Genomic DNA, 20,356 nt, shown 5'->3' on the forward strand with positions numbered 1-20,356 from the left:
AGGTGTCAGAGATGTCCTTGGCGCAACCGGCAGACCTTACCGTCACCAACAAGAAGGCAGCGCTGAAGGGCCTTTATGACGCCCTCTACGAAAAGAATATGTTCCCGTTCTGGGCGACGTCGGAAGGCGTCGATCACGACGAGATCAAGCAGCTCATGGCGACCTCGAAGGCGATCCCCTTCGTCTGGTCCTATGCCGATATCGAGCCGCTGCTGCAGCGCGCCGCCGAACTGGTGACCATGGACGACAGCGAGCGCCGGTCGCTGATCCTGGTCAATCCGGGGCTCGCGCCCAAGCGCGCCTCGGTCAGCACCATGTACACCGCCTACCGCCTGAATGATCCGGACGAGATCATGCCGCCGCACAAGCATTCGCCGAGCGCCATACGTTTTGGCCTGACCGGCAAGGGTAATTTTACCGGCGTCGAGGGCGAGGACGTGGTTTTCGGCCCCGGCGACATGGTGCTGACGCCGAACGACGCCTGGCACAATCACGGCACGGTCGGCGGCGAACAGGCGGTCAACCTTTCTGTCCTCGACCTGCCGCTGGTCGAGACGCTGCACGCCGTGCATTTCGATCACAAATACACCGAGATGGTCGACGGCAAGGAAGTCGAGAAGAAGGTGCAGACCGCGCGTTTTCCGAGCGATTATTCGCAGCGAATCTATGGCGAGGGCGGCCTGATGCCGCGCTTCGTCGACCACAAGCGCGGCGGCGGCCTGTCGTCGCCGATGTATGTCTATCGCTGGGAAAAGATGGAAGCGATCCTCGACGCGCACAAGGATTGGGACGGCGATCCGCATGAAGGCATCGTCATCGACTATGTCGACCCCACCACCGGCGGCCCGGTCTTCCGCACGATCAACTTCTACGTGCAGATGTTGCGGCCGGGCGAAAAGACGCTGCCGCAACGCGAGACCGCCAGCCTGCTGTTGGCGCCGTTCCGCGGCAATGGCCATTCGATGATCGATGGCAAGCGCTACGACTGGAACCAGTTCGATACGATCGCCATACCGGGCGGTTGCTGGGTCGAGCATATCAATGGCTCCTCGACCGAGCCGGTCATCTTCTTCGGCGCGACCGATGCGCCGACACAGAAGGCGCTGCTGCTCTACAAGCGCTGGGGCCGCAACCAGGCCGGCGATCTGCTCCGCATCGTCTAGTTTGCAGCGGAAACCGTCCGCGCCGCCATAGTGGCGCGGACATCGAACGAGACGGTTCAGCAGCAAGGGCGGATGCATTTGGTTTCGGCGTTCAACACAAAGCAGATCGGCCATGTCGACTGTCCGGGCGGTGGTCAGGTCTGGGTCGACGGCAACATTCTCTATATCGGCCACATGCGTCCGCCGAGCGGCACGACGCTTGTCGACATTTCCGATCCGCGCAATCCCAGGAAGGTCGCGACGATCGACGTTCCGCCCGGCTGGCACTCGCACAAGGTGCGCGCCCAGGACGGTCTGATGATCATCAACCACGAGCGCTTCGGCAATGCGGGCCCGGCCGATTTCGGCGGTGGCCTGGCGCTCTACGACACGACCCGACCGGCGGAGCCGAGGCTGATCTCGAAGTGGATAACCGGCGGCCATGGCGTGCATCGCTACGACTATGACGGCCGCTATGCCTATATCTCGCCGACTGCCGACGGCTATGTCGGCAACATCGTGATGATCCTCGACCTGATCGATCCGGTAAATCCGGTCGAAATCGGCCGCTGGTGGATACCGGGGCAATGGACCGGCGGCGGCGAAGAGTATCCGTGGCATGATTACGTCACGCCGCGCTGCCACCATCCGTTACGCATGGGCGACCGGCTCTATGTCAGCTACTGGCATCACGGCCTTTTCATCCTCGACATTTCCGACATTTCGAAGCCGAAGCTTGTCTCGCATGTCAATTCGAGCCCGAGCTTCCCGCATCCCACGCACACATGCCTGCCGATCCCGCAGCCGCTCAAGGGCCGCAACATCATGGTGGTGGCGGACGAGGATGTCGCCAAGCTCCGAGCTTCGCCGCCGGCCTTCACCTGGATCTACGACATCACCGACGAAACGAACCCGCTGCCGATCTCGACCTTCCAGGTGCCTGGCCTCGACCCGGATGGCGAACCACAACCGCCAATGACCGGCTGCCATCAGCCTTCCGAGCGGTTCAAGGGCACCATCATTCCGTTTGCATGGTTCGCCCAGGGGCTGCGGCTGGTCGACATCGCCGACCCGTTCGCACCCAAGGAGGTCGGCCATTTCGTGCCCGATGCGCCTGAGGGCGCCGAGCGATCGTCTTCCAACGACGTCACCATCGACGATCGCGGCATCGTCTACCTCATCGACCGCGTCCGTGGCGTCGATATCATCGAAACCAGCGTTCTCTAGGGGGATAGGTTGAGCGACAGCACGCGAAAATCCGCCAACCACTACGCCATCGGCAAGAAGAATCCGAACCTGCCGTTTCATCCGGCGGTGCGTGCCGGCGATTTCATTTTCGTCTCCGGCCAGGTGCCGAAGGACGAGAACAACAACATGATCAGCGGCACGATCGAGGAAGAGACACTGGCGACGCTGAGGACCATCGCGCGCGTCATTGCCGATGAGGGCGCAACGCTCTCCGATGTCGTGCGGATCACCACCTATCTCGAGGATACGCGCGACTTCGGCCGCTACAACAAGGCGTTTCTCGAAGGGATCGGCGACGCGGTGCTGGCGCGCACGACGGTGGAGGCAAAGGCCGTCATCAACACCAAGATCGAAATGGACGCTATCGTCTACAAGCCGCTGCCGGCCGGCAAGTAGGCCACAATCGAGGAGATGATATGTACAAGCTCTTAGGCCGCCAGACATCGGGCAACGTTCAAAAGGTGCTCTTCATGCTCGAAGAGCTTGGCGCGCCATACAAACGCGAGGATTACGGCCGCCAGTTCGAAAACACCCAGACGGCCGAATACAAGGCGCTTAATCCGACGTCGAAAGTCCCGACGCTGGTCGACGGCGACACCGTGATCTGGGAGTCCAACACCATCCTGCGCTATCTCGCGGCATCCGGCGGCGAGCGGCTGAACGGCGCCACCCCTGCGGAAAAGACCGAGGTCGAGCGCTGGATGGATTTTCTGCTGGCGGCGGTCAATCCCGGCTATATGGCTGCCTTCAAGGGCGCCAAGCTGACGCCAGAGGAACAGACCGCCGAATACAAGGAACAGGTCAAGGACCTGGTGGCGCAGCTCAAGATCATCGACGGGCATCTGGCCGGCAAGGAATTCCTGGCGCTGGGAAAGCTGACCATTGCCGACATCGCCTGCGCACCGATCCTGAAACGCTGCATCGACTTCAAGATCGACCGGCCGTCGCTGCCCAATCTCGAGCGCTGGGTCGCCGCAGTCGCCGCTCGTCCAGCCTTCAAGGCGGCAACCGCTGCGGCTCCCGCAAAGGCCGCATGATGATCAAGCGCGCCGCTCTCATCGGACTGGGAACGATGGGTCCGGGCATCGCCGCGCGGCTTTCGCGCGGCGGGCTCGACGTGGCGGCGTACGATGTTTCCGATGTCGCGGTCGAACGCGCCCGCGGCATGCTCGACATCGCCGGCGGGGTTCTGGACCGTCTCGACATCAAGGTGCCGGCAACGGGCGCCGGCACGGTGCGCTTCGCCCGCACCATCGCCGAGGCCGTTGATGGTGCGGAACTGGTCATCGAGAATGTGCCTGAGAATATCGACATCAAGGCCGAAACCTATCGCGCCATCGACCCGCTGATCGGTCCTTCGGTGATCGTCTCCTCGGATACGTCGGGTATTCCGATCACCAAGCTGCAGGCCCATATCTCGCACCCCGAGAGAATGGTCGGCATGCACTGGTCGAACCCGCCGCACATCATTCCGATGATCGAGGTGATCGGCGGCGAGAAGACCGCGCCCGAAACGGTGGCGACGATACGCGACCTGATCCGCTCGATTGGCCTGTTGCCGGTGGTCGTGAAGAAAGACGTTCCCGGCTTCGTCGAAAATCGCGTTCTTTACGCACTGCTGCGTGAAGCGGTGGATCTGGTCGAGCGCGGCGTCATCGAACCGGAGGATCTCGACACCTGCGTATCCTGGGGCATCGGCTACAAGATCGCCGTCATCGGGCCAATGGCGCTGCTCGATATGGCCGGCCTCGATATCTACAAATCCGTCTCTTCGTTCCTGAACGCCGATCTCTCCAATCGGGATGATGTGGCGCCGATGGTGCTGGAGAAGACCGGTGCATCAAAGTTCGGCATCAAGTCGGGCGAGGGCATGTTCTCCTACACGCCCGAACAGATAAGGGCGCTGCAAGGCGAACGGGCGCGCAAGCTGGTCGCGGTGCGCCGCATCCTCGAGGGCCGGGAGTAGCCGATGGCACGAGTGAGGCATGAGGCTGGCCATGCCGGAGACTTCACCCGGTTGGCCGTTCATGCGGACTGTGCCATCAAGACAGCGCAGCTGCGGCCAATCACGATGCATGGGGTGACCGACCATGCAGGTTGAAACCATTCGACCCGCCGGCGGCCGACCGACCCACATCCGCCACGGCGATCTCATTTCCGCCAAAGGCGTTACGGTGGTCATGGGCACGGATCGGAACCGGCAGCTGATCCTCAGGGATATAGACCTTGCAGTTCCGCAAGGCTCGTTCGTTTCCCTGATCGGCCCTTCGGGTTGCGGCAAGAGTACGCTGCTCAAAGTGCTGGCTGGGTTGGTAAATCCGAGCAGCGGCAGCGTCTCGGTTGCCGGCGTTTCGCCAGGCGAAGCGGCGCGCAAGCGGATGATCGGTCTGGTCTTTCAGGATGCCAATCTGCTGCCGTGGAAAAACGCCGTCGACAATGCCTCGATGCTGCTCGGCATCGCCGACAAATCGATGTCGCGCTCGGCGCTGCGGGCACGTGGACAGGAAATGCTGGAACTGGTGGGACTTGGCGATGCCGCCCACAAGCGCCCAAACGAACTGTCTGGCGGCATGCGGCAGCGGGTTGCCATCGCCCGGGCTTTGGCGCTCGATCCGGCGGTCTTGCTGATGGACGAGCCGTTTGGCGCCCTTGACGCGATCACCCGCGACTCAATGGGCCAGTCGCTGCTGGAGATCTGGCAGCGGACCGGCAAGACGATCGTCTTCGTGACGCATTCGATCGACGAAGCCATTCAGTTGTCGCGCCAAGTCCATGTGCTGGGAATCAAACCGGGACGCATTACCCAGAGCCTGGACATTCCGCTGCCTTATCCGCGCGACGCTTCCGTGACCGAAGTCCCCGAATTCGTCAGGCTGGTGCTTCAACTTCGAACGATGCTGCGCTCCAGTCATCAGCCGGGAGGCGCGACGTGAGCAGGCAACCCCTCATGAATCTCTCATCGCCGCAACCGGTTTCCGGCTGGGCCGCGGCAACAAGCAGCTGGCTTCCGGCGGCTATCCTTCTGCTGGTGACGATCGTGTTGTGGGAAGCGGCGGTGCGGATATTCTCGATATCTTCCTTTATCGTTCCTGCCCCATCCGAGATTGCGAAATCGCTGGTCGCGCAGTGGGGCACTCTCATGCAGGCGACGGTGGTCACGGCAGGCGAAATCCTGTTTGGCTTTCTTGTCTCGGTTATAGTCGGCATTGCGCTTGCTCTCGTCATCGTGCGCTTCGATTGGCTGGGCCGCGCGCTCTACCCGCTCGTCGTGCTGTTCCAGAATGTGCCGAAGGTCGCGCTGGCGCCGATCTTCATCCTCTGGTTCGGTTATGGGCTCGCTCCCAAAATCGGTCTGATTCTGGTCATCGCCTTCTTCCCGGTGACGCTGTCGATGCTGGCCGGCATGCAATCGGTCGACCGTTCGCTTCTGTCGCTGATGAATTCGGTCGGCGCCAGCCCGACCCAGATCCTGTTCAGGATCCGTGTCCCCCACTCGCTTCCGAGCCTGATGGCCGGGACCAAGATAGCCGCGACCCTGAGCGTGATCGGCGCCATCGTCGGCGAATTTGCCGGAGCCTCGGACGGGCTCGGCTACGTCATCCAATTCGCGTCGACCCAACTCGACACGGCCCTTGTCTTCGCGGCGCTGCTGCTGGTTTCAGTGCTCGGCATCGCCTTCTACTACGCAGCCGAAATTCTTGAGCGTGTCGTGGTGCCGTGGGCGCCGAAATTCAGCCAGGCCTAGGATCTTTCGAACAACCAAACAAGGGAACAGACAATGCTGAGACGCTCTCTTATCAAGGCAGCCACTTTTGCGGCGTTTGTCGGCGCGCTTGGCTTCTCGAACGCGGCGCTGGCGGCGGACACGGTCAACGTCCAGCTCGACTGGGTGGTGCGCGGCAATCACGCCATGTTCTTTGTCGGCAAGGAAAAAGGCTTCTTCGCCAAGAACGAGATCGATGTGAGCGAGGTCCGCAAAGGGTCCGGCTCGCCGGACGCCATGCGGCTGGTGGGCAATGGCAACGCTGAATTCGGCTTCGGCGATCTTCCCACGCTTGCCGTGGCAAGGTCGCAGAATGTTCCCGTCGTGGCGCTGGCGGCGGTCAACCAGCAGTCGCCGCTGGGCATTATTTCGCTCGCCAAGACGCTCAAGCTGACCAAGCCTTCAGACCTCAAGGGCCTGACCATCGGCATTCACCCGGCGGGCTCCACCTACATTTTCTTCAGGGGCTTCCTGGCTGCCAACGGCATGAGCGAGAAGGACATGACGCTCAACAGCGTCTCGCCGCCTTACGAAAGCTACCTGCTGCTCGGACGGGTCCAGACGGTCGTCGGCTATCTCGACGCAGAAGTGCCAGAACTTGAAGCCAAGGCTGGCGGCCCAGGGTCGCTGAGCATCATGCTCGGCGCGGATCACGGCTGGAAGGCCTATGGATCGGGGCTGTTCACCTCTGAAGCGATGATCAAGGACAATGCCGATGTCGTGCGCCGCTTCGTGAAGGCCTACAGGGAGGCTTTCGACTATGTCGCGGCCCATCCGGAAGAAGCCGCCGAGATCACCGCCAAGGCCGTTCCTGGCTATGCGGAGAAGAAGGATGTGCTGCTGGCCCAGCTCAAGGCCGACATCGCTTCGACGTTCAACAGCCCGGCGACGAAGGAACACGGCCTCGGCTGGATGACGAAGACCCAATGGGAAGAGACCTTGAAGACGCTGACCGATCAGGGCGTGCTCAAAACGGCACTGTCGGCCGACGACGTCTTCACCGACAAATTCCTGGCGGCAGAGTGAAGGTCGGGGGCGGTGTCTGACCTGGCAAAAAGCGAGCGTCTACCGGCAGACCAGCCTGTCGTCCGCTCTGCTGCAGGTCACGGCCATTTGCCCCTTTCTTCCACTGGTCCGGTCGAGCGCGATTTGCACGCGCGTGGCGTATGCCTGTCTGGCGAGGCCGCACCACAGCCGCTCGACAGGCAGGTTTTCGCGCTTGTCGTTGAGGATCGCAAACATCCCGGTTTCTGGATCGAACCACAGCTCGACACGGGCGCTCTTGCCAGGCGCCGCGGTGGCGATCGTGGCCGAATACCAGTGGGCGAAGTCTGCATTGCAGGAAAGCGCCTCACGCCCCGCATTCGAGATCGTCAGCGGCACCGGATCGAGCCCTTCGGTGCCGGTTCGCACAGTGATGTGCCGCAATTCAACCGCGTTGGCGAACGACGTGAACGCCAGAATTATCGGAAGAATGTATCGCACAACCACCTTGCCTGAACTCCGTGTGGAATTGTTCAGGCAGTCTACCTCGCTTTTGCGCAATAACAATAAGAATATCTTGGGTCAACCGAACAGAGAGGGTAACATGTCTAAGTTCCTGAAGGGCAGCGTAAGCGCTGTTATATTAAGCGGCCTCTTGCTGGGTAATGCACTTGCCGCCGAAGTCAAGTCCATTGCCATCCTGACGCCGGAAGAAGGCACCGATTATGGCTGGAACCAGCAAGGCATCGACGCTGCCAAGGCAGCGGCGAAAGCTGCCGGTGTCGAGATAGTGACGGCGCAGGGGCTCGGCTATGGCGACGTGCGCCCGACATTGCGCGAACTGGCGGCCGACGGCGCCAGCCTGTTGATTGCCCATGCCAGCGGGTACAACACCGCGGCTCCCGAAATCGCCAAGGAAACCAAGGTGCCAGTGGCGATCGTCGACACGCCGACCGGCCTGGAGGCTGGGCTCGTCGCAGACTACACGCTGAGCGGTCACGAAGGTGCGTACCTTGCCGGCCGTCTCGCCGCCAAGATGTCGCGTTCCAAGTCGGTCGGCATCGTCGTGTCGGGCGAGCCTCCGTCGTGGAACTCGCAGTCGGCGGCGTTCGCGCAAGGTGTGAAGGCCGAGAACCCGGACGTCAAGGTCACCTATGCGGTGATCGGACCCGCCGCCTACAGCGATGCGGCCGGCGGCAAGCGCGTTACCGAAAGCGTGATCGCATCGGGCGCCGACATCATCTTCGGCCAGGGCAACGGCTCGAGCTTCGGTATGCTGCAGGCGGTCGAAACGACCAAGGCCGGCGATGGCGGCAAGGTCTATTTCATCGACGTCATCGGCGACAAGACGCCGATCGACAAAGGCTTCCTGCTGTCGTCGGTGGTTTGGAACATCGAGCCGGTCTATGCGGCGATGATCGCCGACCTCAAAGCCGACACGTTCGGCACCAAGAGCTACTCGATCGGCCTCAAGGACGATTCGGTCAAGCTTCTGAAAACCGCTGCGATCCCGGACAATGTATGGGCGGAGATCCAGACGCTGCGCGAGGACATCGTTTCCGGCAAGACCAAGGTCGATCCGGTCTATGATGCAGCAGCCGTCAGGGCGCTGATGACAAGCGTTGCCCAGTAAGGCGCTTCAATGCACGCTTCCGGAGGGGTGACAATTCACCCCGCCGGACCGATTTCATGTTTTCAAGGCCTTGGCATTCATGAGTAGTGGGTCCTCATTGTCGGTCGACAAGCGCGACATCGTCGCGCTTGAGGGCGTGACCAAGCGGTTTCCCGGCGTCGTCGCCAACGACAGCGTCGATCTGGCTATCCGTCCGGGTGAAGTGCATGTGCTGCTCGGTGAAAACGGCGCCGGAAAATCCACCTTGATCGGCATGCTGTCCGGCCTGCAGCAGCCGGACGAGGGCCGCATACTGGTCGACGGCGAGCCTATCGCGATCACCTCGCCGCGCCATGCGCTGGCGCTCGGCATCGGAACCGTATTCCAGCACATGATGCTGGTGCCGACGCTGACGGTCGCGCAAAACCTGTTGCTCGGCGGCCCGTGGTGGCAGCGGCCCAAGACCGAGGAACTGGAAGCGCGCGTCGCCGATATCACCAGGGCGCTCGGTATCACGGTCAAGCTGCATGCCAAGGTGTCGGAACTCTCGCTCGGCGAACAGCAGCAGGTCGAGATCCTGCGCGCGATGGTGCGCAACAGCCGGATTCTGATCCTCGACGAGTCGACCTCGATGCTGACGCCGAAGGGCATCGATGAGCTGGGCGCGCTGATGCGCCGCCTTGTCGAACAGGGGCTGGCGATCGTCTTCATCACCCACAAGCTCAAGGAGGCGGCGGCCTTCGGCGATCGAATCTCGGTGCTGAAACTCGGCCGCAAGGTCGGCGAAATTCCTCCCGAGCGGTTTCGCGCGCTAGGCGAGCAGGCGATCGTTTCGGAGATCGTCGAATTGATGTTCGGCAAGCAGAAGGACGACCCGGAAGCGTCCGAGCGTCCGGTTCGCACCATTCACGCCGGAGCGGCTCCGCTGCTTCAGGTCCATGAACTCGCGGTCGCACCGACAGACGACGCGCCGGGCTTGTTATCGATTTCGTTCGACATCCGTCCAGGCGAGCTGCTGGGCATCGCTGGTATCGACGGCAATGGCCAGAAGCAACTGGCGGAGGCGCTGGCTGGCCAGCGGGCGACGGTGAGCGGTTCGGTGCGGCTGCAGGGCACGCCCATCGAGGCGCTGAGCGTCGGCGAACGCCGTGAGCGAGGCCTTCGCTACCTGACCGACGATCGGCTCGGCGAGGGCACGGTCGGGACTTTTCCGGTCTCGATCAATTTCTTCCTCAAGCAGGTCGGCGCCGCTCCCTTCTGGCGCAACGGCGTCGAGCAGCGCGGTGAAATCGACAAGCGCGCCGCTCAGCTGATCCGCGAATACGACGTGCGCACGCCCAGCCTGAAAACGCCGGTCGCCCGGCTCTCCGGCGGCAATATCCAGAAGGTGCTGCTGGCGCGCGAACTCGCCGAAGGCGCAAAAGTGGTGATCTTCAACAAGCCGACCTATGGCCTCGATCTCGCCAATACATTGGCTTCGCGCCAGCGAATCCGCGATACGGCGGCACGCGGCCTTGCCGTGCTGCTCATCTCCACCGACCTGGAGGAGTTGCTCAGCATGTGCGACCGCATCGCCGTCATCTCGAACGGCTCGCTGGTCGGCACGGTCGAGAATGTCGGCGATGCCCGCTCCAAGATCGGTCGCTTGATGATCGGACTTGCCGCATGAGCATCGACACCGTCCCAGCCGCCGGCGCAACCGCACTCGATGCCACAGCTGCTGTGGTCACGCGCCGCGATATCCAGCATCGGCTGCTGATGACCATCGGCCCTATACTGGCCGCGCTTATCATCGCCGGCTGCATCCTGCTTGCCGTCGGCGTCGACCCGCTTGCCTATTATCGCTTTGTGCTCGAGAGAGGGCTTTTGTCGCCGCTCGGCATCCAGCAGACGCTGACGCGCATGGCGCCGCTGCTGTTTCTTGCCGCTGGCCTGATCGTGGCCTTTCGCGCCGGCATGTGGAATCTCGGCGGCGATGGCCAGTTCCTGCTCGGCGCGGTAACGGCCGCCGCCAGCGCCCCGCTCTTCGTGGAAGTCATGCCTGCCTGGCTGGCGCTGATCTGCTCGTTTGTCATCGCCATGGCGGTTGCGATGCTCTGGTCGCTGGTGCCGGCCCTTTTGCGGGCCTATCAGGGCGTCAACGAGATCATCACTACGCTGATGATGACGTTCCTGGGCACCTCGCTCGCCAATGTGCTGGTCAAGCTGGTGTTTCGCGATTCGGGCACGACCGTGCCGCAGACCCGCACCTTGCTGGTCGAGGACCGGCTGCCGCGTCTGCTCGACACGACCATCACCAGCGGCCTGCTTCTGGGACTGGCAGCGATCATCACCGTACATCTGGTGATGACGCGCACGGCCTTCGGCCTTAAGCTGAGGATCGTCGGGGCCAACCCACGCGCGGCCATCCATGCGGGGCTCGGCGTGCCGAAGCTCACCATTGCCGTCTTCGCCATCTCGGCCGGGCTGGCCGGACTTGCCGGCGCTGTCGATATCCTCGGCGTCCAGGGTAACGTCCGCGCCGACTGGAACCCCGCTTATGGGCTGGCGGTCATTCCCGTCGTGTTCCTCGCCCGCATGAACGGCTTTGCCGCCATCGGTTTCGTGTTCCTGCTTTCGGTGCTGTCGATCGGCGGCGAGAGCGCGGCCCGCCGCCTCGGCGTGCCCAATCATTTCACGCTGGTGCTGGTCTCCATCGTGCTGATCGTGCTCGCGCTCGCCGAATACATCGATCACCGCTACAATCAGTCGCGGAGGGCCTGAAGTTATGACCGGGCTGTTCAGCGAAGTCTTTCTCAGCGCGCTTTTGTTTGGCGCCGTCACCGCGGCGATCCCGCTGCTGCTGGCCGGCCTCGGCGAACAGATGTCCGAAAAGGCCGGCGTGCTCAACATCGGCATCGAAGGCATGATGCTGGCCGGCGCCTATCTCGGCTTCGTCGGCGCCTTCTATTCCGGATCGCTGTGGCTGGGCTTTCTCACCGGCGCCGGCGGCGGTATCGCCGTGGCGCTGGTCATGGCGCTGCTTTGCGTGCGCATCGGCTTGAACCAGATCGTCATCGGCATAGCGCTGACATTGGGACTTGAAGGCCTGACGGCGCTGCTCCACCATTTCCAGTTTTCGCGCAGCTATCCCCGCCTGCCAGCGGTTGATGTGACCGTCATTCCGTTGCTGTCGGGCATTCCGGTGATCGGGCCGGCGTTGTTCAGGCAGCATCTGATCGTCTACCTGGCGGTAGCACTGGTTTTCGCCATGGGCTACATCTATCGGCGCACGCAGCTCGGCCTGAACCTGCAGGCGGCGGGCGACAAGCCGGCCGCGCTTGACGTCGCCGGCATCGACGTCGCACGAACCCGCACCATCGCCGTGCTGACGACTGGAGCGCTGGCAGGGCTTGGCGGCGCCTTTCTCGCCAATGTCGGCGCCGGCCTGTTCATTCCCTTCATCACCAATGGCGCGGGCTTTCTCGGAATCGTGCTTGCCATGCTGGCGCGTGGTCGCCCGGTCTGGGTGCTGTTCGGTGCCTTGTTGTTCGGCGTGTGCCTGTCGCTGACGACAGCCATGCAGGTGGCCGGCATCAACATACCAACCGACGTCATCCAGATGCTGCCGTTCCTGGCGGTGATGATCATGCTGGTTCTGTTCGGCCGGCGGGCCAGCCTGCCGGCAGCGCTCGGCATTCCATACGAGCGCGGCGTGCGCTGATCAGGTTCAGGCGCGGACGGGACCCGCGCCAACAGAGGAGAGAACAAAATGTCGGATACCAAGGTCTACCTGCTCGATGGTGGCTCGCTCGTTCTCGACGGCTATCACGTGTTCTGGAATCGCGGCCCCGGCGGCGAAGTGCGCTTTCCCGTCTATTCGATCCTGATCGAGCATGCCGAGGGCCGGTTTCTCATCGACACCGGCTACGACTACGACCACGTCATGAAGGTGCTGCCTTTCGAAAAGCCGATCCAGGAAAAGCACCAGACCATTCCCGGCGCCCTGGCGCTGCTCGGCCTCGAGTCGAAGGATATCGACGTCGTCGTCAACTCGCATTTCCACTTCGACCATTGCGGCGGCAACAAGTATTTTCCGCATGCCAAGAAGATCTGTCATCGCACCGAGGTGCCGCAGGCCTGCAATCCCCAGCCTTTCGAGCACCTTGGCTATTCGGATCTGAGCTTTTCGGTGGAGGCTGCCGAAGCGCGTGGCGCGACCGCGCAATTGCTGGAGGGCACGACGCGGGCCAACTCGACCTTCGAGGGCATCGACGGCGATGTCGAGCTTGCCAGGGGGGTCAAATTGATCTCGACGCCCGGCCATTCTATCGGCCATTACAGCTTGCTGGTCGAATTTCCCAAGCGCAAGCCGATCATGTTCACCATCGATGCGGCCTACACGCAGAAGAGCCTTGAAACGCTGTGCCAGGCGGCCTTCCACATCGACCCGGTGGCGGGTGTCAACTCGATGCGCAAGGTGAAGAAGCTCGCCGAGGATTATGGGGCCGAGCTGATGTATTCGCACGACATGGAAAACTTCAAGACCTATCGGACCGGCACGCAATTCTACGGCTGACCGCCGCCAACGAAGAGACAAAGACCATGCGCTATCTCGAACACGCCGAACCGGTCATCACGCTCACCGCCGGGCCGGTGAACGCCTATCCCGACGTGCTGCGCGGCCTCGGCCGCACTGTGCTCTACGATTACGACCCGGCGTTCCAGCTCTTTTACGAGGCTGTGGTCGACAAGGTGCAGAAGGCGATGCGGCTGTCCAACAAGCCGGTCATTCTGCATGGCGAGCCGGTTCTTGGCCTGGAAGCCGCGGCAGCCTCCCTGATCACGCCCGAGGACGTCGTGCTCAACCTTGCCTCGGGAGTCTACGGCAAGGGTTTTGGCTATTGGGCAAAGCGCTATTCGCCGCATCTGCTCGAAATCGAGGTGCCCTATAACGAGGCGATCGACCCGCAGGCGGTTGCGGCAATGCTGGAAGCGCATCCGGAAATCAGCATCGTTTCCGTCTGCCATCACGACACGCCGTCGGGCACCATCAACCCGATCGATGCCATCGGCGCGCTGGTTTCGGGGCATGGCGCCTATCTGATCGTCGACGCCGTTTCGTCCTTCGGCGGCATGAAAACGCATCCGGAGGACTGCAAGGCCGACATTTATGTCACCGGCCCGAACAAATGCCTCGGCGCGCCTCCCGGGCTGACGATGATGGGCGTCAGCGAGCGGGCCTGGGCGAAAATGAAGGCCAATCCACTGGCGCCGCGCGCGTCGATGCTCAGCATCGTCGATTGGGAGCATGCGTGGTCGAAGGACAAGCCGTTTCCGTTCACGCCGTCTGTCGCGGAAGTGAACGGGCTCGACGTCGCGCTCGACCTCTACCTCAATGAGGGACCGGCGGCGGTGTGGGCGCGCCACGCGCTCACCGCCAAGGCCATGCGCGCCGGCGTCGCCGCGATGGGTCTGTCGATCTGGGCGGCCAGCGACATCATCGCATCGCCGACCACGACTGCCGTCCGGACGCCCGAAGGCATCGACGAGGAGGCGCTTCGCCAGGCTGCGCGCGCCCGTTACGGCGTGGTGTTTTCGTCGGGCCGGGGCGAGACATTGGGCAAGTTGACGCGCATCGGCCATATGGGCCCGACCGCCCAGCCGATCTATGCGATCGCGGCGCTGACGGCACTTGGCGGCGCGATGAATGCTTTGGGCGAAAAGCTCGCGGTCGGCAAAGGCATCGACGCGGCGCTCGCCGTTATCGACGCCGACGCCTGAGAGATGAAGTCACAGATCACATGGAGCACGGAAATGACTGAACGGCTTGCGGGAAAGACCGCCCTGGTTACCGGGGCCGCACAAGGCATCGGCAAGGCGATCGCCGCGCGCTTGGCCGCCGATGGCGCGACCGTCATCGTCAGCGACATCAATGCGGAAGGCGCCGAAGCGGCGGCGGCGGCGATCGGCGCAAAAGCGAAGGCGATCGCCGCCGACATTTCCGATCCGGCATCCGTCAAGGCGCTGTTCGCCGAGATCCAGGCACTGACCGGTGGCATCGATATCCTGGTCAACAACGCCAGCATCGTGCCCTTCGTCGCCTGGGACGATGTCGACCTCGACCATTGGCGCAAGATCATCGACGTCAATCTGACCGGAACCTTCATCGTCAGCCGCGCGGCAACGGACCAGATGCGTGCCGCCGGCAAGGCCGGCCGGGTGATCAGCATCGCCTCCAACAGCTTCTTTGCCGGCACGCCGAACATGGCGGCTTATGTCGCGGCCAAGGGCGGCGTCATCGGCTTCACCAGGGCGCTCGCCACAGAACTCGGCAAATACAACATCACCGCCAACGCGGTGACGCCGGGCCTGATCGAGAGCGATGGGGTCAAGGCGAGCCCGCACAACGAGGCGTTCGGCTTCGTCGAGATGCTGCAGGCTATGAAAGGCAAAGGGCAGCCGGAACATATCGCCGATGTGGTGTCGTTCCTGGCCTCGGATGACGCACGCTGGATCACCGGCCAGACGCTGAATGTCGACGCCGGCATGGTGCGCCACTAAAGCGCCGACGTCTGAAAGGATCCATCCGCAGCGCTGATACTCGATGGAAGCTTTCGTCGATAAATTCGATTACATTTATCGCGCGAAACCGGAGACCCGAGATGAAACCTCGGTCCGCAATTGTCGCCCTTACCCTTGCCCTGGTTGCCGGTCCTGACGCGGCAACATCGCAGGAGCGCGGCTGTCGCAGTCCCGATCCCGTCGACACCATAAACGAGATGTTCTCCGCGATCGTCGCCTGCTGGGAGCCGCCGCCCGGAACCGCGGGCATGACCCTGACGCTGCAGTTCTCAATTCGCCGAAACGGCACACTTATCGGCAAGCCTCGCGCCACCTACTCCCGTCTGGGGGATGATGGCAGCCTCAACCGGGCTTTCGTCGCCTCCGTCCTCGAGGCCCTCGACAAGGCTCTGCCACTGCCGGTTTCGGACAGGATGGGTGGGGCGATCGCAGGGCGTTTGCTGTTCCCTCGCTTCACCGCAGCGAGCGGGGATGAATCCTGACGCGTCCGGCCTTAAACCGGCGGGTTCTGCGGCTGGAAGAATTTGCCGCGCTCGGCGATCAGCACCATCACCAATGCGCCAAGCGAAACGCTGCAGAATCCGGTGGCCAAGGGCGTCACCGTGCCGTTGAAGGCTTGGCCGATCAGCGTGCCGAGCACGCCGCCGAGGAAGGTCTGCATGAAGCCCAGAATGGACGACGCCGTCCCGGCCAACTGGCCGAGCGGCTCCATGGCGAGTGCGTTGAAATTCGCGCCGAGTGCGCCGAACGGGACCATCGTGCCGGCAAAGAAGGTGATGAAAAGCCAGAGCGGCATCTTCATCTGGATGGAAACGACCAGCCAGGCGAGGCTGATGGCCAGAAACAAGAGCAGCGCGCTTTGCGACAGGCGGCGCATACCGATGCGGCCGACAAGGCGCGAATTCAGATAGCTCGAAAAGGAGAGCACGCCGGCGATCCCTGCGAAAATCACCGGGAACATCTCGCCGACGCCGAAGACGTCGACATAGATCTGCTGCGCCGAGTTGATGAAGCCGAACATCGCACCGAAAGCAAAAGTGCTGGCGAAGGCATAGCAGAGCGCGATGCGATTGGTCAGCACGATGCGGAAACCGCCGATGATGGATTCGGCCGTCAGCGGCCGGCGATATTCGGGACGCAGCGTTTCCGGCAGGCGCAGCAGCGCCCACGCCGACACGATCAGCGCCCCGGCCGCCATGGTGATGAAGATCCAGTGCCAGGAGGCAAACAGCATGATGACCTGGCCGATGCCTGGCGCCACCACCGGAATCGCCATGAACACCATGAAGATCAGCGACATCACCTCGGCCATGCGCCGACCGTCGAACGTATCGCGCACGATCGAGACGGCGATGACACGTGTGGCCGCGGCGCCGATGCCTTGCACCACCCGGCATAGAATAAGCGTGGCGAATGTCGGGGCGATCGCCGCCGCACTCGCCGCGGCGACGTAGATAACCAGTCCGACGACGAGCGGAGCGCGGCGTCCGAAGCGGTCCGAGATCGGCCCGAAGAAGAGCTGTCCGCCGCCAAAGCCGAGAATATAGGCGGCAATCACATATTGGCGATGGTTTTCATTTTCCACGCCCAGCGAGGCGCCGATCTGCTGCAGCGCCGGCAGCATGATGTCGATGGCCAGCGAGTTGAGCGCCATCAACGCCGCGCACAGCGCGATGAATTCCCAGCGCGGAATAGGCAAGGTGCTTGCCTGTTGCTGCGCTTCTGCATGCTGATCCACGGCAAAGTCCGATCTTCAAACGAAAAAGCGCCGGCGCACCGGCGCATTCATTCGTCTTGTGCCCCGATACCGGGGAGATAATCAGCTTGGCGAAGTGCCCTAAATGTTCGTCAGGCGGCGCCTTTGACGCTGACGCCCTTTTCGACGAGGAACGTCTGCAGTTCGCCAGCCTGGAACATCTCGCGGACGATGTCGCAACCGCCGACGAACTCACCCTTGACGTAGAGCTGAGGGATCGTCGGCCAGTTGGAGTATTCCTTGATACCTTGCCGCAGCTCGGCCGAGGTCAGCACGTCGACGCCCTTGTAGTCGGCCCCGATATAGTCGAGGATCTGCACGACCTGACCGGAAAATCCGCATTGCGGAAAACCAGGCGTGCCCTTCATGAAGAGAACGACGTCGTTGGCCTTCACTTCGCTGTCGATGTAGTCGTTGATACCGCTCATAGAAAATCCTTTCATGCCCGCGGGAGCCGGGCTCGAAACATACCCTTTCAAATAAACCCATAGGTTGCCTGAAACAAGACGTTTGCCGCCTCGTCACGCAAATGGCGCAAAGGATGGCCTGGGCCAAGAGCATCGGACGGCTATCTTCCCAAGCCAGCAAAGCCCTAAAAAAGCTTATTCCGGCACGCTGGTCTGCAGTGCGAGCGCGTGCAGCACGCCGCCCATATTGCCCTTCAGCGCGTCGTAAACCATCTGGTGCTGCTGGACGCGGCTTTTGCCGCGAAAGCTCTCGGCCACGACTTCGGCCGCATAATGGTCGCCGTCGCCGGCCAGGTCGCGAATCGTCACCTTGGCGTCCGGAATGCCTTCCTTGATCAACCGTTCGATGTCGTGCGCGTCCATTGCCATGCGAGGATTCCTTGTTCAGATCTCATAGATATGATCGAAATGGCGGATGAACCACACCGCAACGACCCCGCTCGATCAAATCAGGGGTCCACGACCTCATTTGCCATGAAGCGAGGAAACCAGGATTCGTGGGCAGCGGTCAATTCGCCGACAGGGATCGCCCGCGCCTCGCCGAGTTTCAGGTCGCTGCCGCCGGTCGAGCCGATCCACGGCGCGAAGATGCCGAGCTTGCTCTGCTGTTCGCGAATGGCGTCCCATTCCTCGCTTTGCGGATCGATCGACAGCGTCAAGAGGTAGCGGCCCTGATCCTCGCCGAACCAGACCGGGATCGGGTCGGTCCCGATCAGGCCGGGGACGGTTGCGCCGATGCCGGACGCCATCGCCATCTCGGCCAGCGCGACGGCAATGCCGCCATCGGAAACGTCATGCGCCGATGTGACGACGCCGGAGGCGATCAGGGCGCGTACATGGTCGCCGACGCGCTTTTCGTGGTCGAGGTCGACCGGCGGCGGCGGGCCATCGGTGCGGCCATGGATGTCGCGCATATAGGCCGACTGGGCGAGATGCGTTCCCCACATCGACGGCGCGCCGACCAGCAGGATCATCTGGCCCTCGGCGGCAAAGCCGATCCGCGCCATCTGGGACCAGTCGGCGATCAGTCCGACGCCGCCGATGGTCGGCGTCGGCAAGATGCCTTGCCCGTTGGTTTCGTTGTAGAGCGAGACATTGCCGGAGACGATCGGAAAGCCGAGCGCGCGACAGGCGTCGCCGATGCCTTTCACGGCGCCGACCAACTGGCCCATGATCTCGGGTCGTTCCGGGTTGCCGAAATTGAGGTTGTCGGTGGCCGCGAGCGGCAGCGCGCCAGTGGCGGTAAGATTGCGCCAGCATTCGGCCACCGCCTGCTTGCCGCCCTCGTAAGGGTCGGCCTCGCAATAGCGCGGCGTCACGTCGGAGGAGAAGGCGAGCGCCTTGGTCGGATGGCCCTCGACGCGCACCACGCCGGCATCGCCGCCCGGAAGCTGCAGCGAATTGCCCTGGATCAGCGTGTCGTATTGTTCCCATACCCAGCGGCGCGAGGACAGGTCGGGCCCGCCAAGCAGTTTCAGCAGCGCCTCGGCGACATCCGCTTGCGGTGCATCGCCGGCCGCCAGCGGCGCCGGCTTCTTCGGCTCGGTCCAGGGACGGTCATATTCCGGCGCCTGGTCGCCAAGGTCCTTGATCGGCAGATTGGCGACTTCGTCGCCCTGGTGCAGCACGCGAAAGCGCAGATCGTCGGTTGTCTTGCCGACGATGGCGAAGTCAAGGCCCCATTTGTGGAAGATCGCCTCGGCTTGCTTTTCCTTTTCGGGGCGCAGCACCATCAGCATGCGCTCCTGGCTCTCCGACAGCATCATCTCATAGGCGCTCATGCGCTCCTCGCGCACCGGCACCTTGTCGAGGTCGAGCTCGATGCCGAGGTCGCCCTTGGCGCCCATCTCGACCGCCGAGCAGGTGAGGCCGGCAGCACCCATGTCCTGGATGGCGATGACGGCGCCGGACGCCATCAGTTCGAGGCAGGCTTCGAGCAGGCATTTTTCGGTGAACGGGTCGCCGACCTGAACGGTGGGCCGCTTCTCGTCGATCCTGTCGTCGAATTCGGCCGAGGCCATGGTGGCGCCGCCGACACCGTCGCGGCCGGTCTTGGCGCCGAGATAGACGACCGGCAGGCCGACGCCCTTGGCTTCCGACAGGAAGATCGCATCGGTCTTGGCCAGCCCCGCCGCAAAGGCGTTGACCAGGATATTGCCATTGTAGCGCGCGTCGAAATTGACTTCGCCGCCGACCGTCGGCACGCCGAAGGAATTACCGTAGCCGCCGACGCCGGCAACGACGCCGGCAACCAAGTGCCTGGTCTTGGGATGGTCCGGCGCACCGAAGCGCAGCGCGTTCATTGCCGCGATCGGCCGGGCGCCCATGGTGAAGACATCGCGCAGGATGCCGCCGACGCCGGTCGCCGCACCCTGATAGGGCTCGATGAAGGAGGGGTGGTTGTGGCTCTCCATCTTGAAGACGACGCAGTCGCCGTCGCCGATATCGACCACGCCGGCATTCTCGCCCGGGCCCTGGATGACCTGCGGCCCGGTGGTCGGCAGTGTGCGCAGCCATTTTTTCGAGGATTTGTACGAGCAGTGCTCGTTCCACATCGCCGAAAAGATGCCGAGCTCGGTAAAGCTCGGCTCGCGCCCGACCAGGTCGAGGATGCGCTGATATTCGTCGGGCTTCAGCCCGTGCGCGGCAACGAGTTCCGGAGTGATCGGCACGGAATTGGAAATGGTCATGGGCGGCAATTTATGTCCTTGGGATCGAGTCCCGTCTTATCGCAAGCTTTGCAGCCGATACACCCATCAAGCGACGAAAAACGATGGAAGGGTGCAGCAAGTAGCGAAAGATCGCCATTCGGCCCGCCGG

General features: G+C 62.8%; 21 protein-coding genes. 16 read left to right on the plus strand and 5 right to left on the minus strand.

Going from position 1 to position 20,356, the window contains the following annotated elements:
- Window positions 1–11 precede the first annotated feature (11 nt).
- From AC0L2V_RS04615 to AC0L2V_RS04650, 8 genes are all read left to right on the plus strand, one after another.
- Window positions 12–1,163: a cupin domain-containing protein gene (locus tag AC0L2V_RS04615; RefSeq protein ID WP_128168452.1), complete on the plus strand. Its 1,152-nt coding sequence runs from the start codon at window positions 12–14 to the stop codon at window positions 1,161–1,163.
- A 72-nt stretch (window positions 1,164–1,235) separates the two neighbouring features.
- Window positions 1,236–2,369 (plus strand): LVIVD repeat-containing protein, encoded by a 1,134-nt coding sequence (locus tag AC0L2V_RS04620; protein WP_287259645.1) that lies wholly within the window; start codon window positions 1,236–1,238, stop codon window positions 2,367–2,369.
- A 9-nt stretch (window positions 2,370–2,378) separates the two neighbouring features.
- Window positions 2,379–2,786: a RidA family protein gene (locus AC0L2V_RS04625; protein WP_473519568.1), complete on the plus strand. Its 408-nt coding sequence runs from the start codon at window positions 2,379–2,381 to the stop codon at window positions 2,784–2,786.
- A gap of 20 nt (window positions 2,787–2,806) precedes the next feature.
- The gene (locus AC0L2V_RS04630; protein WP_287259646.1) at window positions 2,807–3,427 is read left to right on the plus strand and encodes a glutathione S-transferase family protein; all 621 of its coding nucleotides are present in this window, start codon (window positions 2,807–2,809) and stop codon (window positions 3,425–3,427) included.
- Window positions 3,427–4,356 carry a 5-formyl-3-hydroxy-2-methylpyridine 4-carboxylate 5-dehydrogenase gene (gene fhmpcd1, locus AC0L2V_RS04635; RefSeq protein ID WP_353682783.1) on the plus strand — a complete coding sequence of 310 codons (930 nt, stop codon included), beginning with the start codon at window positions 3,427–3,429 and terminating at the stop codon, window positions 4,354–4,356. The genes AC0L2V_RS04630 and fhmpcd1 overlap by 1 nt, the downstream gene beginning before the upstream one ends.
- A gap of 124 nt (window positions 4,357–4,480) precedes the next feature.
- On the plus strand, window positions 4,481–5,323 hold the full coding sequence (locus AC0L2V_RS04640) for an ABC transporter ATP-binding protein (RefSeq protein ID WP_287259648.1): 843 nt from the start codon (window positions 4,481–4,483) through the stop codon (window positions 5,321–5,323).
- A complete protein-coding gene (locus tag AC0L2V_RS04645) occupies window positions 5,320–6,135 on the plus strand; it encodes an ABC transporter permease (RefSeq protein ID WP_287259650.1) in 816 nt (271 codons plus the stop codon). The genes AC0L2V_RS04640 and AC0L2V_RS04645 overlap by 4 nt, the downstream gene beginning before the upstream one ends.
- A 33-nt stretch (window positions 6,136–6,168) precedes the next feature.
- On the plus strand, window positions 6,169–7,179 hold the full coding sequence (locus tag AC0L2V_RS04650) for an ABC transporter substrate-binding protein (RefSeq protein ID WP_473519569.1): 1,011 nt from the start codon (window positions 6,169–6,171) through the stop codon (window positions 7,177–7,179).
- A gap of 39 nt (window positions 7,180–7,218) precedes the next feature.
- On the opposite strand, the gene AC0L2V_RS04655 is transcribed toward AC0L2V_RS04650, so the two are convergent.
- Window positions 7,219–7,638: a hypothetical protein gene (locus tag AC0L2V_RS04655; protein WP_473519570.1), complete on the minus strand. Its 420-nt coding sequence runs from the start codon at window positions 7,636–7,638 to the stop codon at window positions 7,219–7,221.
- A gap of 103 nt (window positions 7,639–7,741) precedes the next feature.
- Between AC0L2V_RS04655 and AC0L2V_RS04660 the strand changes: the two genes are divergently transcribed.
- The 8 genes from AC0L2V_RS04660 to AC0L2V_RS04695 all read left to right on the plus strand — a co-directional run bounded on the left by AC0L2V_RS04660 (window position 7,742) and on the right by AC0L2V_RS04695 (window position 15,795).
- On the plus strand, window positions 7,742–8,770 hold the full coding sequence (locus AC0L2V_RS04660) for a putative B6 ABC transporter substrate-binding protein (RefSeq protein WP_128182162.1): 1,029 nt from the start codon (window positions 7,742–7,744) through the stop codon (window positions 8,768–8,770).
- A gap of 79 nt (window positions 8,771–8,849) precedes the next feature.
- Window positions 8,850–10,418 carry a putative B6 ABC transporter ATP-binding protein gene (locus tag AC0L2V_RS04665; protein WP_287259654.1) on the plus strand — a complete coding sequence of 523 codons (1,569 nt, stop codon included), beginning with the start codon at window positions 8,850–8,852 and terminating at the stop codon, window positions 10,416–10,418.
- Window positions 10,415–11,512 (plus strand): putative B6 ABC transporter permease subunit 2, encoded by a 1,098-nt coding sequence (locus tag AC0L2V_RS04670; RefSeq protein WP_287259655.1) that lies wholly within the window; start codon window positions 10,415–10,417, stop codon window positions 11,510–11,512. The genes AC0L2V_RS04665 and AC0L2V_RS04670 overlap by 4 nt, the downstream gene beginning before the upstream one ends.
- Before the next feature lie 4 nt (window positions 11,513–11,516).
- Window positions 11,517–12,452 carry a putative B6 ABC transporter permease subunit 1 gene (locus tag AC0L2V_RS04675; RefSeq protein WP_473519571.1) on the plus strand — a complete coding sequence of 312 codons (936 nt, stop codon included), beginning with the start codon at window positions 11,517–11,519 and terminating at the stop codon, window positions 12,450–12,452.
- A 48-nt stretch (window positions 12,453–12,500) separates the two neighbouring features.
- Window positions 12,501–13,307, plus strand: a complete 807-nt coding sequence (gene pldA, locus AC0L2V_RS04680; protein WP_473519572.1) for a 4-pyridoxolactonase — start codon at window positions 12,501–12,503, stop codon at window positions 13,305–13,307.
- A 26-nt stretch (window positions 13,308–13,333) separates the two neighbouring features.
- Window positions 13,334–14,512: a pyridoxamine--pyruvate transaminase gene (gene ppaT / locus AC0L2V_RS04685; RefSeq protein ID WP_473519573.1), complete on the plus strand. Its 1,179-nt coding sequence runs from the start codon at window positions 13,334–13,336 to the stop codon at window positions 14,510–14,512.
- 33 nt (window positions 14,513–14,545) lie between these two features.
- On the plus strand, window positions 14,546–15,292 hold the full coding sequence (pldH, locus tag AC0L2V_RS04690; protein ID WP_023798256.1) for a pyridoxal 4-dehydrogenase, SDR-type: 747 nt from the start codon (window positions 14,546–14,548) through the stop codon (window positions 15,290–15,292).
- Window positions 15,293–15,393: 101 nt separating this feature from the next.
- The gene (locus tag AC0L2V_RS04695) at window positions 15,394–15,795 is read left to right on the plus strand and encodes a hypothetical protein (protein ID WP_473519574.1); all 402 of its coding nucleotides are present in this window, start codon (window positions 15,394–15,396) and stop codon (window positions 15,793–15,795) included.
- A gap of 11 nt (window positions 15,796–15,806) precedes the next feature.
- Here AC0L2V_RS04695 and AC0L2V_RS04700 read toward each other — a convergent pair whose 3' ends face one another.
- The 4 genes from AC0L2V_RS04700 to purL all read right to left on the minus strand — a co-directional run bounded on the left by AC0L2V_RS04700 (window position 15,807) and on the right by purL (window position 20,226).
- The gene (locus AC0L2V_RS04700; protein ID WP_473519575.1) at window positions 15,807–17,051 is read right to left on the minus strand and encodes a multidrug effflux MFS transporter; all 1,245 of its coding nucleotides are present in this window, start codon (window positions 17,049–17,051) and stop codon (window positions 15,807–15,809) included.
- A 110-nt stretch (window positions 17,052–17,161) separates the two neighbouring features.
- Window positions 17,162–17,497: a Grx4 family monothiol glutaredoxin gene (grxD, locus tag AC0L2V_RS04705; protein WP_023798253.1), complete on the minus strand. Its 336-nt coding sequence runs from the start codon at window positions 17,495–17,497 to the stop codon at window positions 17,162–17,164.
- A gap of 174 nt (window positions 17,498–17,671) precedes the next feature.
- On the minus strand, window positions 17,672–17,905 hold the full coding sequence (locus AC0L2V_RS04710) for a BolA/IbaG family iron-sulfur metabolism protein (protein WP_023798252.1): 234 nt from the start codon (window positions 17,903–17,905) through the stop codon (window positions 17,672–17,674).
- An 80-nt stretch (window positions 17,906–17,985) separates the two neighbouring features.
- Window positions 17,986–20,226 (minus strand): phosphoribosylformylglycinamidine synthase subunit PurL, encoded by a 2,241-nt coding sequence (gene purL, locus AC0L2V_RS04715; RefSeq protein ID WP_473519576.1) that lies wholly within the window; start codon window positions 20,224–20,226, stop codon window positions 17,986–17,988.
- Between the last annotated feature and the right edge of the window lie 130 nt (window positions 20,227–20,356).

This window comes from Mesorhizobium sp. WSM4814 (genome assembly GCF_055811595.1).